This is a genomic window from Rhizobium sp. PP-F2F-G48, assembly GCF_004342335.1.
Classification (GTDB): domain Bacteria; phylum Pseudomonadota; class Alphaproteobacteria; order Rhizobiales; family Rhizobiaceae; genus Ferranicluibacter.
Genome location: NZ_SLVH01000013.1, coordinates 54963 through 69844, shown reverse-complemented (window position 1 = coordinate 69844; position 14882 = coordinate 54963). Strand labels below are relative to the sequence as shown.

Below are 14882 nucleotides of genomic sequence, written 5' to 3'. Positions count from 1 at the left end.
GGCGACGGAACGCCGTCCGGCGTCCTTCAAGGCTTGGCGTTAGCACAGTCAGCGTGGCGAAGCACCCGCTGCACCGAAGGAAATTTGCACGATCGGCGCCGATCCGCCGGCATGCGGCAGCCGTGCGGAGAAGGCGCGGCTCTCGCCGGGCGCCAGCAGGCGGCTGCCGGCAAGCTGCCCCTCGGCCGTCATGCGTCGCCCGGAAGCGGCGACATCGACCATAATCTCGGGGATCGCCCGGGAGACGGGCGTGGCATTGACCACGGTGCCGTAGACGGCGACGACCTTCAGTCCCGCCGCGTCCTGAAGCTCGGTGCGCACATCGCCGAAGCCGAGCGCTGGCGCGGCCTGCGGTTTTGTTGGGACCAGCGCGGTCGCAAGGCCGAAGGCGACAGCGCAGAGCCCGATCGTCAGGCCCGCGAAAAGGCGCGGCGAAACGCGTTGCAGCATCTGCTCGGCCAGCGTGAGAAGGCCGGACGGACGCTCGACGGTCTTGATCGGCGTGTGTGGACGCAGCGGGGCGCGAGGGGTGGACGGCCGCGAGAACGGCACGACCTCGAAGACCGCATCGACGGCATCGACCTGTCGCAGCACCCGCGGTGCGGGGCGCGCGGGCCGGGTCCGTTCCGGCGGCAGAAGATCGACCTTACGCGACGCGTTTGAAAAGCCGGCCATGCATCGTCCTCCGCAGCAACCCCGCCCGAAAGCGGGGAAATCCTTGCCGAAAGGTAAAGGTGAAGGGTTAACGAAGTGGTAACGGGCCCGGAGTGCCTCCGATCCAGCCCGTCGCAGGCATTTTAGCCCTCAAAGCGACGTTTTTGCCTGCGAGGTTAAAGGGAAAATTAACCAGTGTTTAACCATGCTGGCCGGATCGCGCCCGCACTTGGCGGTAGAGCGTCCATCTCAGAGGCTGGAAGTTGATTCATTTCGAAAACGTCGGATTGCGCTACGGCATGGGACCGGAAATTCTCCGCGACCTGACCTTCGACATCCCGCGCAAGTCCTTCCAGTTCCTGACCGGCCCGTCGGGCGCCGGCAAGACGACGCTGCTGCGCCTGCTGTTCCTGTCGCTGCAGCCGACGCGCGGGCTGATCCGCATGTTCGACCGCAACATCGCCTCCATCCCGCGCGACGAGTTGCCCATGCTGCGCCGGCGCGTCGGCATCGTGTTTCAGGATTTTCGCCTGCTCGATCACCTCACGACCTACGAAAACGTCGCACTGCCGCTGCGCGTGCGCGGCAAGGACGAATCATCCTACCGCTCCGACGTGCTGGAGCTGCTCGGATGGGTCGGTCTCGGCGAGCGGATCAACGTCCTGCCGCCGGTGCTCTCGGGCGGGGAGAAGCAGCGCGCCGCCATTGCCCGTGCACTGATCGACCGGCCGGAAATCCTGCTCGCCGACGAGCCCACCGGCAATGTCGATCCGCCGATGGCCCGTCGCCTCCTCAACCTGTTCATGGAGCTGAACCGCCTCGGCACGGCCGTGGTCATCGCCACGCACGATCTCTCGCTGATGGACCAGGTGGAAGCGCGCCGCATGATCCTGTCGCAGGGGCGGCTCGACATCTATGACTGACGCCGGCAAAAGATCGATCCGCGGGACGAAGGGCGGTGCCGCCAGCGCACCGCAGGAGGCGGAGGGGCGCAAGGCGCCCATGCGCGTCCGCCCGATGGCCCCCATCGTGCCGCCGGTCAACGTCTCCGGCAATGCGCTGATGCTGGTGATCGCCATCATGTCCTTCCTCGCCTGCCTCACGCTCGGCGCCGTCTCCATGGTGCGGGCGACGGCCGAAAGCTGGCAGAGCGAGATCTCGCGCGAGGTGACGATCCAGATCCGGCCCGAGGAAGGGCTCGACATGGAGAAGGCCCTGCGCGACGCGCGCGACATCGCCCTCACCTTCGACGGCACCGTCGATGGCAGTATCGTCGATCGCACCGCAACCGCGCGCCTGCTCGAACCCTGGCTCGGGGAAGGCCTCGATATCGACGAGCTGCCCGTGCCCCGCCTCGTCATCATCACCATCGACGAGCGCAACCCGCCCGATTTCGCCGGCATGCGGGCGCGCCTGACCGGCGAGATCCCGCAGGCGACGCTCGACGACCACCGCAACTGGGTGGACCGGCTGGTGGCGATGGCGCACACGACGGCGCTGATCGGTACCGGCGTGCTCACGCTCGTCTTCTCCGCCATGGTCCTCACCGTCATCTTCGCCACGCGCGGCACGCTGTCGGGCAATCGCCATATCGTCGAGGTGCTGCACTTCGTCGGCGCGGAGGCAAGCTTCGTTGCCTCCGAGTTCCAGAAGCATTTCCTGAAGATCAGCTTCAAGGGCGCCGGCGCCGGCGGTCTTCTGGCCGCGCTCTCCTTCGCCGCGGCCGGCTGGTGGCAGTCGCGCTCGCTCGCCACGCCGCAAAGCGATCAGGCAACGGCCCTCTTCGGCACCTTCACCATCGGCTATACCGGCTATCTCGGCATCGCCGCCATCATGCTCGTCATCGCTTTGCTGACGACGCTGACGGCGCGGTTCACGGTCATGCGCACGATCTATGAAATCGACCGCATCCGCTCCGACCCCGCCCGGGCCGATCTCATCCCGAATTCCTGACATGCCGATGCGCGCGCCCTCTCCTCCCGCCGTCAGTCACTCGCAGGTTCAGGCCGCGCAGGTTCAGGCCCTACACGTTCAGGCCATCGTTAAGGCACAAAGCGGGTTCACCGGTCTTCCGGCATCGCAACACCCGTCCCGTCGCGCGCCCCGCATCCGGCGCAACGGTGGAAGAACATCATGATGGCGGACGAAACCTCCGACGCGGAGACTTCCGGCGAAACCGAGCGCAAAGGCTTTGCGCGGCGGACGCGCCGGCATGTCAGCTTCCGGCGGCGGCTCGCGCGCCTGACCTTCTACGTCCTGCTGGTGGTCGCCGGCTGTGCCACGGCAAGCCTGCTCTATTTCGCCGATCAGGTCGCCTCGCTGCAGCCGCCGGCCAGCCCCAAGGCGGACGCCATCGTCGTGCTGACGGGCGGGTTCCAGCGCATCGACCAGGCCGTGGACCTTTTGAAGGCCGGTGCCGGACAGCGCCTGCTGATCTCCGGCGTCCACCCCACCACCACCAGCGGCCAGATCCGCCGCAACACCCAGAGCTCGGCCGATCTGTTCCGCTGCTGCGTCGACATCGGCTATGATGCGATCGACACGATCGGCAATGCGCACGAGACCGCGAACTGGATCCGCGACAACGACTACAAGAGCATCCTCGTCGTCACCAACAATTACCACATGCCGCGCAGCCTGCTCGAATTGCGCCGCGCCAATCCCGGCATCACCTTCGTGCCCTATCCGGTCGTCAATTCCGACCTGAAGAGCACGAACTGGATCGCCAATCCCATGGTGCTGAAATCGATCCTCTCGGAATATGCCAAGCTGACGGTCGCCTCGCTGCGCGATCTTCTGGGCACCCCGACGGATAGCGGCCTGCGGACCGAGCGGACCCAGGCCGCGCAATAGGCGCGACACGATATCTCCCCGCTCTCGTTCGTCTGTTCGTCAAAGCCGTTTCCCGCTTTGCCTGGCAAGCACCGCCACGCGAGATCCCGGTTTTCGCAGCGCCGGAATTCGTGTAGTCAGCCGGGGACGGTACGCTCGATCCGTTTTGCCGCCCGCTTTCCGAAAGCCGCCCATGATTCGCCTTCGCTCGGTCCTTTTCAACGTCGCCTTCTATGCCAATCTGATCCTGCGCATGATCGTGCTGACGCCCATCTACTTTCTGGTCTCGCGAAAAACCTCGTGGTTCGTGCCGAAGAACTGGGCGCGCAGCAATCACTGGCTGATGCGGGTGATCGTCGGCACGACCTTCGAGATCGAGGGGCTCGACAATATTCCGAAGGACGGCGTCTATATCCTTGCGCCCAAGCATCAGTCCTTCTGGGACGTGTATGCGCTGCTGCCCTGGCTGTCGGACCCGTTCTTCATCCTCAAGCGCGAGCTGATGCGCATTCCCCTGTTCGGCTGGTATGTCGCCAAGCAGCGCATGGTGCCGGTCGATCGCAGCGCCCGCGGCCGGGCAATGGCGGCCGTCATGCAGCGCGCCAAGGCCGAGATCGCCACCGGCCGGCAATTGATCATCTATCCCGAGGGCACCCGCCGGTCGCCGGGCGCGCCGCCCGACTACAAATACGGGATCGCCCGCCTCTATCGCGACCTGCAGGTTCCCGTCGTCCCCGTGGCGATGCATCCCGGCCTCTTCTGGCCCCGCAGCACGACGCTGCGCTTCCCCGGCCATTTCAAGGTCCGCATCTTGCCCCCGATCGGTCCGGGCCTCGACAGCGATACGTTTCTGAAGACCCTGATTTCGGTGACGGAGACGGCAAGCGACGAACTGCTGGTCGAAACCGTTCGCGACAATCCGCATCTGCCCTTGCCGGAGACGGCGCGCACGCGGCTGGCCGAACTCGGCGTGATCGTGCCGGAAAACCGCTAGCGCTTGCCAAGCAAGGTCTGCACGCCGCGGCCGACCTCTTCCAGCCAGTGATCGCGAATGCCCATCTCGCGCAGATGTTCGAGCGTGTTCATCACGTAATCGACATTCTCGCCCGAGCGGCCGCGCGCATGCGCGACGATCAGCGCGGCCTCGTCGGCCTGAAGGGCGCCCGCATATTGCAGATGCGCCCGGTCGATGACATAGGCGAGCGCCGTCACCACCCGCCCGTCGGCAAGCCGCAACGGCAAGAGGCGCTCTTTGTAGACATGGGTCACCAGCTCGCGCTCGCGCAGATAGGCGACGACCGCCTCCCGGTCATCCGGAGCGACGCGGAACGCCATGCCGAGGCAGGATCCGCCAAGATCCAGACCGAGAACGAGGCCCGGGCTCTCGGCCGTGCCGCGATGGACGTGAGAGCGAACGCAGAGCGCCCGACGATAGCCGAAGACGCGCGCCTTGGCCTGCTCGACAAAGGCAAAGCCCGGATTCCACATCAGCGAACCGTAGCCGAACACCCAGATGTCGCCCATGTCCTTCGTCATCACAAGGTCCGTCACAAGAAGGGTCATCCCGTCGCTTAAAGGCCGGACACGTCGGCCGGTCCCGCCCTCCTACTGCAAAATGGCGGAAAGCGGAACGACCGGAGGCCTCGGCGGCCGCATTTTCAAGGCGATGACCGCGTGAAACAGCCGCGCCTTCGCCGGATGGCAGGGCACCTTGCCTATTTTCCCCGAAGCATTCCGGTCTGCAGCGTTATGCAGTAGAAGACCCCGACGACGCGGACCCGCTCGAGGGTCGCGCATGACGAGCGCCGTTCGACGCTCCGACAAAGCCTTCATCCAGACCGCCGACCGGAGACCCGCATGACACAGACAGCACCGCCGGCCGCAAGCACACGGATCCGGCGTCTCGGCATCGGCATCGTCATTTTCCTCGCGGTCTATAGCGGCATCTGGTTCCTGGCCGCCCACCAGATCGAGACGCGGCTCGCAAGCTTCCTCACCAGCCGCTCCGGCAGTGCCAGCGCCCAGTGCGATGGGCTGACCGTGCGCGGCTTCCCCTTCCGCATCGGGCTGTTCTGCGATGCCGTGAAGGTCGACGACACCAAGCTCGGCGCGTCGGGCGCCGCCGGCGCGCTGCGGTCGGCAGCGCAAGTCTACTGGCCCGGCCATGCCATGATCGAGATGGACGGTCCGGCCGAGCTGCGCTTCTCTCCGGGCATCACCACTTCCATGGACTGGCAGACGCTGAAGGCGAGCGTTCAGGCGACGCTGTCGGGCCTCAGCCGCACGTCGATCGTCTCCGAGCGCCTGGCCGGGACGCTCGTTCCGACGCTGGGCGAAGACGCGCTCGCCTTCGCCACGAACACGACGGAGCTGCATCTGCGCCAGAACGACAGCGATCTCGATGCCGCCCTGTCGGTCACCGGGCTCGACCTGAAGCCCCACAACGGCGCAAGCCTGCTGCCGCTGATGAACGCCGCGATCGATCTGACCGTCAAGGACCGCGCCACCCTGCTCGATCGGGGCGGCCTGTCGCGCCATGCCCTGCGCAGCAGCGCGGGCGAGGTGCGCAATCTCACCATCGATCTCGGCAACGGCATGGTGACGACCGCGAACGGCCCGTTCACGGTGGATGATCAGGGGCTGATTTCCGGCGCCTTCAAGGTGACGATGCGCGATATCGCGGCCTGGCGCGCCGCCCTTGCGAGCGCCTTTCCCGAGAGCGAGAACATGCTCGACAACGCCGCCAACATGCTGACGGCGCTCGCGGCAGGCGGCAACGACGCCACCGTCACGCTCAACGTGCGCGACGGCACCGCCTTCCTCGCCTTCATCCCCATCGGCGTGCTGCCGCAGCTCTAAACTCTAGGTCTTCGCATCCAGCGCATGGCGGCCGAAATCGACCATGTCGGTATCCTGGCCGGCCTGGATGATGGAGCGGCGGATCGCGCGGGTGCGGGTGAAGAGGTCGAACAGCTTGTCCCCGTCGCCCCAGCGGATCGCCCGCTGCAGATAGGCGAGATCTTCGGAAAACCGCGACAGCATTTCGAGGATCGCATCCTTGTTGTGCAGGCAGACGTCGCGCCACATGGTCGGGTCCGAGGCTGCCAGACGCGTGAAGTCGCGGAAACCGGAGGCCGAATATTTGATGACTTCGGATTCCGTCACCGTTTCCAGATCGTCCGCCGTGCCGACGATATTGTAGGCGATGATGTGCGGCAGGTGGGAAACGATGGCCAGAACCTTGTCGTGGTGTTCCGCATCCATTTCCTCGACATCCGAGCCGAGCGCCTCCCAGAAGGCCCGCAGCCGGCCCTTGGCGGTCTCGTCCGTGCCGGCCGGTGGCGTCAGGATGCACCAGCGGCTTTTGAAAAGACCGAGGAAGCCCGCATCCGGGCCGGAATATTCCGTACCCGCGATCGGGTGGCCGGGAATGAAATGGACGTTGTCGGGCAGATGCGGCGCCATCTGCGCGATGACGGAGCCTTTGGTGGAGCCCACATCCGTGACGATCGCCCCGGCTTTGAGATGCGGCGCGATCGCCTGCGCGACAGCGCCCGACGCCCCCACCGGGACGGAGATGATGACGAGATCCGCATCTTCCACCGCTTCGCCCGGGGACAGGATATAGCGCTCGCCGAGACCGAGAACCTCCGCGCGGTCGAGGGTCTCCCGGCTGCGGGTCGAGATCGTCACGGAGGTCGCAAGCCCCTTGTCGCGGATCTCCCGCGCGATGGAGGAGCCGATGAGGCCGATGCCGATCAGCGCGATCTTGTCGAAAAGCTTGGGCATGTCAGCCTCTCAGTTCTTCCCGAGGAATTCGGCAAGGGCCGCCAGAACGCCCTCGTTCGCTTCCTCCGTGCCGATCGACAGGCGCAGCGAATTGGGGAAGCCATAGCCACGCACCGCCCGCAGGACGAAGCCGCGGCTGGTCAGGAACGCATCCGCATCCTCCGCCCGCTTGCCGGCGACATCGGGGAAGTGGAACAGCACGAAATTCGCGACCGACGGCGTGACCTTAAGGCCGAGCGCCGTCAGCCGCTCGCTGACGTTCGCCACCCATTCCGCGTTGAAATCCACCGCTGCGGCCGTGAACGCCTTGTCGCGAACGGCCGCAGCACCGGCGGCAATCGCCGGCGCATTCAGGTTGAACGGTCCGCGGCTGCGGTTCAGCGCATCGATGACGGCGGCCGGCGCGTAGATCCAGCCGATGCGGAGCGCCGCCAGACCGTAGATCTTGGAGAAGGTCCGCGTCATCACGACGTTCTGGTTGGACGAGACCAGCTCGATGCCCGCCTCGTAGTCGTTGCGCCGCACATATTCGGCATAGGCCGCGTCCAGCACGAGCAGCACGTGCCTCGGCAGACCGGCCTGCAGGCGACGCACATCCTCGACGGGCACGAAGGTGCCGGTGGGATTGCCGGGATTGGCGAGGAAGACCAGTTTCGTCTTCTCGGTCACGGCGGCGAGGATCGCATCGACATCGACGCGGCAATCCCGCTCCTTGACCGTGACCGGCGTGCCGCCGGCCGCCATGATCTGGATCTTGTAGACGAGAAACCCGTGCTCGGTGATGATGGCTTCGTCGCCGGGCGCGAGATAGGTGTGGGCGAGCAGGCCCAAAAGTTCGTCCGAGCCGTTGCCGCACATCAAATTGGCGGGGTTCAGCGCATAGACCTCGGCAATCGCGTTGCGAAGCTCGACCGCCTGCCCGTCCGGGTAGCGCTCCAGCTGCCCGGCCGCCTGGCGAAAGGCCTCGATCGACTTCGGGCTCGCGCCGAGCGGCGTCTCGTTGGAGGAGAGCTTGTAGACCTTGGCGACGCCCGGCGCGTGTTCCTTGCCCGGCACATAGGCGGCGATGTCGAGAATGCCGGGGCGCGGGGTCGGAGCGTTCGGGAGAGAGCTCATGGTCTGGCTTTCGCTGGTGTCACGGATGGCTCTGCCATTACCGGTCCATCCGCGTCTTGTCGAGGCCTTGTCGAGGGCATGTCGAGGGGCTGGGGCGATCGCCCCGTCACCGCACCGGCGGCTGCCCGTCGCGCGTGGTGGGAACCCCCTGCGGCGCGAGCACGGGCACGAAGACGCGGCGGGACGCGCGCGCCGCGACCGGCAGCCCCTGATAAAGCCGCTTCTGCGCCTCCACGACGATGACGCCGGAGAAGACCGGCCAGAGCGCCCGCCCGATCTTCTCGAAGGCGCGTCCGAGCTTCAGCACGGTCTTGACGGTGGAGGGCGGGAAGAACAGCGCCTCGCAGGAGGCACCGGGCGTGAAATTCGTCTCCCGCAGCAGCGCCGTCAGCTGCCCGCGCGAATAGGGCCGGCCGGAACCGAACGGCGTGTGGTCCATGCGCGCCCAGACGCCCTGGCGGTTGGGAACCACGATGACGAGACGCCCGCCGGGCGCAAGCACCCGCCAGAGCTCCTTCATCGTCTCGCGCGGGTTCTCGGCAAATTCCAGCGAATGCACCATGAGAATGCGGTCGATCGAGCTGTCGGGCAGCGGCAGCTCCTCGTCGAAGACCAGAGCGGTGGAGGACAGCTCGGCCACCGGCCAGTTCACCGCCCCCTGCCCCGCCGGCATGAAGGCGAAGGTGCGCTCCGTATCGGCGCGAAAGCGCTCCAGATAGGGCAGGACATAGCCGAGCCCGACGAGCCGCTCCTCCGGCAGCCGCGACCAGATGGAGGCAAGCGCCATCGAGATCGCCTGCTCGGTGAAGCGCCCGAGTCGCGAATGATAGAACTGGCGAAGATCGACGATATCGGCGTGCATCCGCAAAGGGTAGTGCGCGGCCCGGAGAAAGGAAACCGGCCAATGCCGAAATTCGCAACCACCGCCATTGCTGGACTTCCCCCGCGCCGCCTTTACATTCGAAAGGCAACTCACGTCCCAGCCCCCGAGGACCCCACCATGCCCGCGCTCGATCTCGACCTGTTCCTCTGCCGGACCGACAATTTCGGCGTCCTCCTCCACGATCCCGAAACCGGCGAGACAGCTTCGATCGATGCTCCGGAAGAGCAGCCGATCCTCGACGCGCTGGAGCGGCGCGGCTGGACGCTGACGCATATCTTCACCACCCACCACCACAACGACCATGTGGAAGCGAACCTCGCCTTGAAGACCCGCTACGACGCGACCATCATCGGCCCGGATCGCGAGGCCTCGCGCATTCCCGGCATCGACATGACCATCGGCGATGGCGGCGACTTCACCTTTGCCGGCCATAAGGTCCATGTCATCGGCACGCCGGGCCATACCGCCGGCCATATCTGCTACCATCTGCCGGAAGACCGCCTGCTGTTTGCCGCCGACACGCTGTTTGCGCTCGGCTGCGGCCGCCTGTTCGAGGGCTCGCCGGCCGACATGTGGGCCTCTCTCCAGAAGCTGATGGCGCTGCCGGACGACACCCAGGTCTATTTCGGCCACGAATACACGCTGTCGAATGCCCGTTTCGCCGTAACGGTCGATCCCGACAATGCCGAGCTGAAGGCCCGCGCCGCCGAGATCGAGACGCTGCGCGAACGCGGCGGCGTCACCGCACCGACGACCCTCGGCTTGGAAAAACGCACCAATCCCTTCCTGCGCCCGAACGATCCCGGCATCCGCGCCCATCTCGGACTGTCCTCGGCGAGCGACGGCGAGGTCTTTGCCGAGATCCGCAAGCGCAAGGACAATGCCTGATGGCGGCGCGCGCAGAGACGCAGGACGCGTCGTCCATTGTCGCGGCGCTCGGCATGATCCGGCATCCGGAAGGCGGCTGGTATGTCGAGACCTTTCGCGACGACAGGGGCGGCACGCGCGGGCATTCCACGGCGATCTACTATCTGCTCGAAGCCGGCGAGCGGTCGCACTGGCATCGCGTTCGCGATGCCGCCGAGGTCTGGCACCATTATGCGGGCGCCGCCCTGACGCTCCGGCTGGCAGCACCGGGCGAGCCCGCCTCGACCATCGTGCTCGGCACCGACCTCGAGAACGGGGAGCGCCCGCAGGGCATCGTTCCCACCGGCGTCTGGCAATCGGCCGAATCAAGGGGCGCCTGGACGCTGGTCGGCTGCACCGTGGCGCCCGGTTTCGACTTCAGCGTCTTCGAAATGGCACCGCCCGGATGGGAACCGCCGGCGCCTCAGGCCGCCGGCTGAACCCGGTCTTCGGCCGGAGCCGCAACCTTGCGCGACGAAAAGATCACGTCGCGCGCGGCCAGCACGGCGCCGCCGGTCACCAGCAGGCAGGCGAGCGCGATATTGAGGGACGGCTCGGCATAGCCGAACAGGATGAGCGTCAGGGTCGACAGCACCGGGGCCGAATAGCTCGCGACGCCGAGCAGCTGGATATTGCCGTTCTTGACCCCGTAATCCCAGGCATAGAAGGCAGCCCCGACCGGCAGCAGGCCGAGCCCGGCAACGGCCAGCCACTGCGTCCCCGTATCCGGCCACACGGTCGTCTCCAGCGCGAGATGGCAGACCAAGGACAGAATGGAGGTCGCAAGGCAGAAGCCGGTGACGACGTCGGTGGACACCGACTCGAACCGCCGCGTCATGAGCGAATAGATCGCCCAGGTGAAGGCACAGCAGAGCGCCGCACCGTATCCGAGCGTGTAGGCGCTGTCGAAGGCGACGCCGTTGCGCGCGACGATCATCGCCGTGCCGGCAAGGCCGCAGAGCGCGCCCGCCACATGGTACCACCGCAGCCGCTCGCCGGGCAGCAGCGCCGAACCCACGACGATCAGCAGCGGCCAGAGATAGGCGATCAGCCCGGCCTCGACGGCCGGGGCATTGCGAAGCGCCGTGAAATAGAGTGCGTGATAGCCGAACAGCCCGACAATGCCGACGATCCAGACCTTGGCCGGCTGCCGCAGCAAGGCGAGCCGCTCCGGCCGCAGCGCCAGCACGACGAGGCCGGGAACGCTGCCGATGGCAAAACAGATGGCCGAGAGCTGGAAGGGCGGCATGGTGCCGGATGCGGCCGTGAACAGCGCCAGGAGCGCCCACATGAGGATGGCCGTAAAGCCGATCAACGTCGCCTTGGTCTGCATCTGCCCACTCTCCGCTTGGCGGTGGGCGACAACGGTGAAGACCCCGAATGGATCACCCCTTGAAGCGCGTGGCCCACACGGTCACCGGCCCGTATTTCGTCGGGATCCGGACATAGACAGGAGCATATACCTGCACGGCATCCGACTTTGCAAACCAGATCTCCATGCTGTCGAGCTTGCGCAGGTAATCGACATCGGCACGCCCCTTGCGATAGCCCGATTTCGGCACGAACTGGATGCCGCACACGATGACGTCGCCGCTGAACCCATCGGTCTTGAACGGCTTCGTGCCCTTGGCGCTCAGCTTCAGGTCCATGCGCGATTCGCCGTCGAACACCGGCAGCGTCTTGGGGCAGACCTTGGCGCCGGCCGGAAAGATCAGGCCCGACAGCGGATCGACCACGCCGCGCATGTCCTCCTTGGTCACCGGCACCCAGTTCTTCGGCGGCTTCTTGCGCTGCGGGGTCAGGGTGGCCGAGGTCACATTGCCCTTGTCGAAGGCGATGTCGATCGCGCGCGCCTTCTTGCCGGTCTGGTAGCGGACCGAATAATCGGTGGCGACCAGCCTGTCGTTCTCGATCGTGCCGGACACCTCCGTGCGGCCGCTGGTGCTCGACAGGATATCGGCGAGACCGGCCGAGCTCAGCGTCCCCGAGATCGTATAGCGGCGATCGTCCATCTTGGTATGGAACGACGCCCGGGCGATCGGCAGGCCGGCCAGCGAAATCGTGTAATCGGTGTCGTGCACGACATCCGCCGGCCGCGCCGCATTCGTGGGAACCGTCACAAGGGACATTGCGACGAGAGCCGCAAGACCGACACGCAGGGCCATGCCGTGAACCTTTCGGAAGAGAGATGCAGGAGAAAGAACGAGAGATAGGCGGCGTTTGCGGCATTTCTACGCCCGTGCTCCGCAGCCCGCGCCCCGACCTGCCACCCGACCCGCCACCCGACCCGCTATCGCGCGCAGCCCCGCCGGCTTTTCCACCGCCCCACCCCGACTTTGCGGTAAATTCCGGTGTTTTGTCTTGACGCGCGCCGCGCTGCTGACTATAGAACCGCAACTTTCCAATCCTGACCGGTGGGAATGCTGCCAGGGCTTGTGGCCCGCGAACGCATTGAACGCAGGCGAAAAGAAATAGGTGATTCCATGTCCCGTAGTTGCGAATTGACCGGCAAGGGCGTCCAGTCGGGCAACAATGTGAGCCACGCGAACAACAAGACCAAGCGCCGGTTCCTGCCGAACCTCTGCCAGGTCACGCTGATCTCGGACTCGCTCAACCAGCGCTTCCGTCTGCGCGTTTCGGCTGCGGCTCTCCGCACGGTCGAGCATCGCGGCGGTCTCGACGCGTTCCTGCTCAAGGCCAGCGAAACCGACCTGTCGATGCGCGCCCGCCTGCTGCGTCGCCAGATCGTCAAGAAGACCGCGGAAGCCGTCGCCGCCTGATCGGCACGATTGCGCCTCATTCGGATCATGGCCTGCCGTCACCGGCGGGCCTTTTCCTTGCGCGCTTTTCGGGGCATGCTTTTCTCGCATTGACCGATCGTCCATAGGATCTGCCGCCATTCGGGCAACGGATCCCTTCCTCCAACTGGTGGCATCACCCAGGATAAAAAAATGCTGAACACACGCCTGTTTGCAACCTATGTTGCCGTCATGACCCTTGTGGTCGTCGCCTCCAATTTCCTGGTGCAGTTCCCCCTGCCCGGCTCGATCGCCGGCATGCAGCTGGGCGATCTTCTCACCTGGGGCGCCTTCACCTATCCCGCAGCCTTTCTCGTAACCGACCTTACCAACCGCCAGTTCGGCCCGAAGATCGCCCGGCGCGTCGTCATCTGCGGCTTCGCAGTCGCCGTGCTGATCTCCGTCATGGTCGCCACGCCGCGCATCGCCATCGCGTCCGGCTCCGCCTTCCTGTTCGGGCAGCTTCTGGATATCTCCGTCTTCAACCGCCTGCGCCGTCAGCGCTGGTGGCGCGCGCCGCTCGCCGGCTCCCTGTTCGGCTCGGCGCTCGACACGGCCATCTTCTTCTCCCTCGCCTTCGCGCCTGTCTTCGCCTTCATCGGCCCGAACGACCCTTTCGCGCTGGAGTTCTCCCCCATCCTCGGCGTCTTCGCGACGGAAGCCCCGCGCTGGATCTCCTGGACGCTCGGCGACCTCGTCGTGAAGATCCTCGTCGGCCTGGTTCTCTTGCTGCCCTATGGCGCCCTGATGAACGTTCTGAAGCCGATGCCCGGCGCGCCGAGCGCCCGGGTCTGAACCTTTCGCCTGCAGCCTCCCCCTCATCCGCTTGGCCGGCACCTTCTCCCCGCTTGGGGCGAAGGGACGCGTGGCGGGCGCTCGCTTCTTCCTTGACGGGGCCGCGCGCAAGCGCAACACCCCGCCCGCTCATTGCAGAAGCTTGAACTCCAGCATCAGCGAGCGCTCGAGAATCGAGTGGTTGTCGTCGGAGACGAGGATGAGGTGGATGTCGCCATTCGGTTGGACGACCACGTCGAGACCTTCCATATTGTCGATCTGGTAGCCGAGGTCGGCCGACATCAGCACCTCGCCATCGACCACCGCGCCGGGGCGGATCTCGTCGGCCTTGATGCGGCGGATCTCCATGCCGAGGCCGGCGGCGAAGCTGAAGCGGCGCTCGAGCAGCAGGAGATCGCCATTCGGCAGGAAGGCGCCGTCCGTCACCGCGAAGGGATCCTTCTGCACCACGCCGAACACGCCCTTGCGCGGCCCTTCGAGCACGGCGGCCAGCAGATGGTCATCCGCATCGAACGAGAGTTCCGCAACGATGACAGGCGCGCCGGCCAGCGGACTGTCCTTCGGCGAGACCGCCACCGTCTCGAGGCTGCGATTGCTTTTGAGCCGCCCTTTGGGAAGGAGGATCGGCAGGGTCCGGATCGGACGCGACTGCGTGAAGCCGGGGTCGGGATAGATGTCCACCCGCGCATCGCCTTCGAAGCTGACGAGCACCTGCCCGTCCCGCAGCGCCAGCCCCTCGGAATCCATGCGCGCTTTCGCGCTTTCCGTGCGCCCGCGTCGGTCGGTCATCGAGGTCACGGTGACATCGGCAAGACCCGAGAGCCGCCCGCCCGGATCGCGCTCGATGCGGCCCTCCAGCCAGTGGGCGGTATCGAGGACGCCGACGAAATGCGCGCCGTCGGGTCGGAAGCGGATCGAGGAAAAGGCGCCGAAAAGCGCATTGTTCGAGGTGAGGTCGAGACCGCCGACGAATTCCAGCTTGCCGAAGACGCGCTGGTCGGAGCCGAACCGGAACGTTTCGATCGTCTTCGCAAAGATCGTCATCGCCTCGGTCACGGCCCGATCCGGTTGCGGCTTCGGCTTCGGATCGGCGGCCTGCACGGGCGCAG

At 66.0% G+C, this 14882-nt stretch carries 17 protein-coding genes; 9 read left to right on the top strand and 8 right to left on the bottom strand.

The genetic code is table 11. The features are described 5' to 3' along the window. Positions 1 to 48: 48 nt before the first annotated feature. Positions 49 to 675 carry a hypothetical protein gene (locus C8J36_RS22325; protein ID WP_132537511.1) on the bottom strand — a complete coding sequence of 209 codons (627 nt, stop codon included), beginning with the start codon at positions 673 to 675 and terminating at the stop codon, positions 49 to 51. 242 nt (positions 676 to 917) lie between these two features. On the opposite strand from C8J36_RS22325, the gene ftsE reads away from it, so the two are divergent. The 4 genes from ftsE to C8J36_RS22305 all read left to right on the top strand — a co-directional run bounded on the left by ftsE (position 918) and on the right by C8J36_RS22305 (position 4480). Further along, positions 918 to 1577 carry a cell division ATP-binding protein FtsE gene (gene ftsE, locus C8J36_RS22320; RefSeq protein WP_062595674.1) on the top strand — a complete coding sequence of 220 codons (660 nt, stop codon included), beginning with the start codon at positions 918 to 920 and terminating at the stop codon, positions 1575 to 1577. Between the two features lie 79 nt (positions 1578 to 1656). Next, positions 1657 to 2607 carry an ABC transporter permease gene (locus C8J36_RS22315; RefSeq protein ID WP_132537557.1) on the top strand — a complete coding sequence of 317 codons (951 nt, stop codon included), beginning with the start codon at positions 1657 to 1659 and terminating at the stop codon, positions 2605 to 2607. A gap of 180 nt (positions 2608 to 2787) precedes the next feature. Then, entirely contained in the window at positions 2788 to 3507 is a 720-nt protein-coding gene (locus tag C8J36_RS22310; protein WP_082477258.1) for a YdcF family protein, read from the top strand. Positions 3508 to 3679: 172 nt separating this feature from the next. After that, positions 3680 to 4480 carry a 1-acyl-sn-glycerol-3-phosphate acyltransferase gene (locus C8J36_RS22305; RefSeq protein WP_132537510.1) on the top strand — a complete coding sequence of 267 codons (801 nt, stop codon included), beginning with the start codon at positions 3680 to 3682 and terminating at the stop codon, positions 4478 to 4480. Here the strand turns inward: C8J36_RS22305 and C8J36_RS22300 are convergent. Next, entirely contained in the window at positions 4477 to 5022 is a 546-nt protein-coding gene (locus tag C8J36_RS22300) for a gamma-glutamylcyclotransferase (RefSeq protein ID WP_132537556.1), read from the bottom strand. The genes C8J36_RS22305 and C8J36_RS22300 overlap by 4 nt on opposite strands. Before the next feature lie 321 nt (positions 5023 to 5343). Here C8J36_RS22300 and C8J36_RS22295 point away from each other — a divergent pair, with 321 nt between their 5' ends. Next, positions 5344 to 6345, top strand: a complete 1002-nt coding sequence (locus tag C8J36_RS22295; RefSeq protein ID WP_132537509.1) for a DUF2125 domain-containing protein — start codon at positions 5344 to 5346, stop codon at positions 6343 to 6345. A gap of 3 nt (positions 6346 to 6348) precedes the next feature. Here the strand turns inward: C8J36_RS22295 and C8J36_RS22290 are convergent, their stop codons facing one another. The 3 genes from C8J36_RS22290 to C8J36_RS22280 all read right to left on the bottom strand — a co-directional run bounded on the left by C8J36_RS22290 (position 6349) and on the right by C8J36_RS22280 (position 9253). Further along, a complete protein-coding gene (locus C8J36_RS22290; RefSeq protein WP_132537508.1) occupies positions 6349 to 7275 on the bottom strand; it encodes a prephenate/arogenate dehydrogenase family protein in 927 nt (308 codons plus the stop codon). A 9-nt stretch (positions 7276 to 7284) separates the two neighbouring features. Beyond that, positions 7285 to 8391: a histidinol-phosphate transaminase gene (hisC, locus tag C8J36_RS22285; RefSeq protein ID WP_132537507.1), complete on the bottom strand. Its 1107-nt coding sequence runs from the start codon at positions 8389 to 8391 to the stop codon at positions 7285 to 7287. 106 nt (positions 8392 to 8497) lie between these two features. Beyond that, positions 8498 to 9253 (bottom strand): class I SAM-dependent methyltransferase, encoded by a 756-nt coding sequence (locus C8J36_RS22280; protein ID WP_062595681.1) that lies wholly within the window; start codon positions 9251 to 9253, stop codon positions 8498 to 8500. 138 nt (positions 9254 to 9391) lie between these two features. Here C8J36_RS22280 and gloB point away from each other — a divergent pair, with 138 nt between their 5' ends. Both gloB and C8J36_RS22270 read left to right on the top strand, forming a co-directional pair. Beyond that, complete coding sequence (gene gloB / locus C8J36_RS22275) at positions 9392 to 10162, top strand: hydroxyacylglutathione hydrolase (RefSeq protein ID WP_132537506.1); 771 nt, start codon at positions 9392 to 9394, stop codon at positions 10160 to 10162. Continuing rightward, a complete protein-coding gene (locus C8J36_RS22270) occupies positions 10162 to 10620 on the top strand; it encodes a cupin domain-containing protein (protein ID WP_132537505.1) in 459 nt (152 codons plus the stop codon). Before gloB ends, C8J36_RS22270 begins: the two co-directional genes overlap by 1 nt. Here C8J36_RS22270 and C8J36_RS22265 read toward each other — a convergent pair. Both C8J36_RS22265 and C8J36_RS22260 read right to left on the bottom strand, forming a co-directional pair. After that, the gene (locus C8J36_RS22265; RefSeq protein WP_132537504.1) at positions 10605 to 11513 is read right to left on the bottom strand and encodes an EamA family transporter; all 909 of its coding nucleotides are present in this window, start codon (positions 11511 to 11513) and stop codon (positions 10605 to 10607) included. The two genes, C8J36_RS22270 and C8J36_RS22265, sit on opposite strands and share 16 nt — an antisense overlap. A gap of 52 nt (positions 11514 to 11565) precedes the next feature. After that, positions 11566 to 12309 (bottom strand): DUF3108 domain-containing protein, encoded by a 744-nt coding sequence (locus C8J36_RS22260; protein WP_244481251.1) that lies wholly within the window; start codon positions 12307 to 12309, stop codon positions 11566 to 11568. 354 nt (positions 12310 to 12663) lie between these two features. Here C8J36_RS22260 and rpmB point away from each other — a divergent pair, with 354 nt between their 5' ends. After that, positions 12664 to 12960: a 50S ribosomal protein L28 gene (gene rpmB, locus C8J36_RS22255; protein WP_062474881.1), complete on the top strand. Its 297-nt coding sequence runs from the start codon at positions 12664 to 12666 to the stop codon at positions 12958 to 12960. A gap of 171 nt (positions 12961 to 13131) precedes the next feature. Then, positions 13132 to 13773, top strand: a complete 642-nt coding sequence (locus C8J36_RS22250; RefSeq protein WP_132537503.1) for a queuosine precursor transporter — start codon at positions 13132 to 13134, stop codon at positions 13771 to 13773. 129 nt (positions 13774 to 13902) lie between these two features. Here C8J36_RS22250 and C8J36_RS22245 read toward each other — a convergent pair whose 3' ends face one another. Next, on the bottom strand, positions 13903 to 14817 hold the full coding sequence (locus tag C8J36_RS22245; RefSeq protein WP_245506703.1) for an esterase-like activity of phytase family protein: 915 nt from the start codon (positions 14815 to 14817) through the stop codon (positions 13903 to 13905). Positions 14818 to 14882 lie beyond the last annotated feature (65 nt).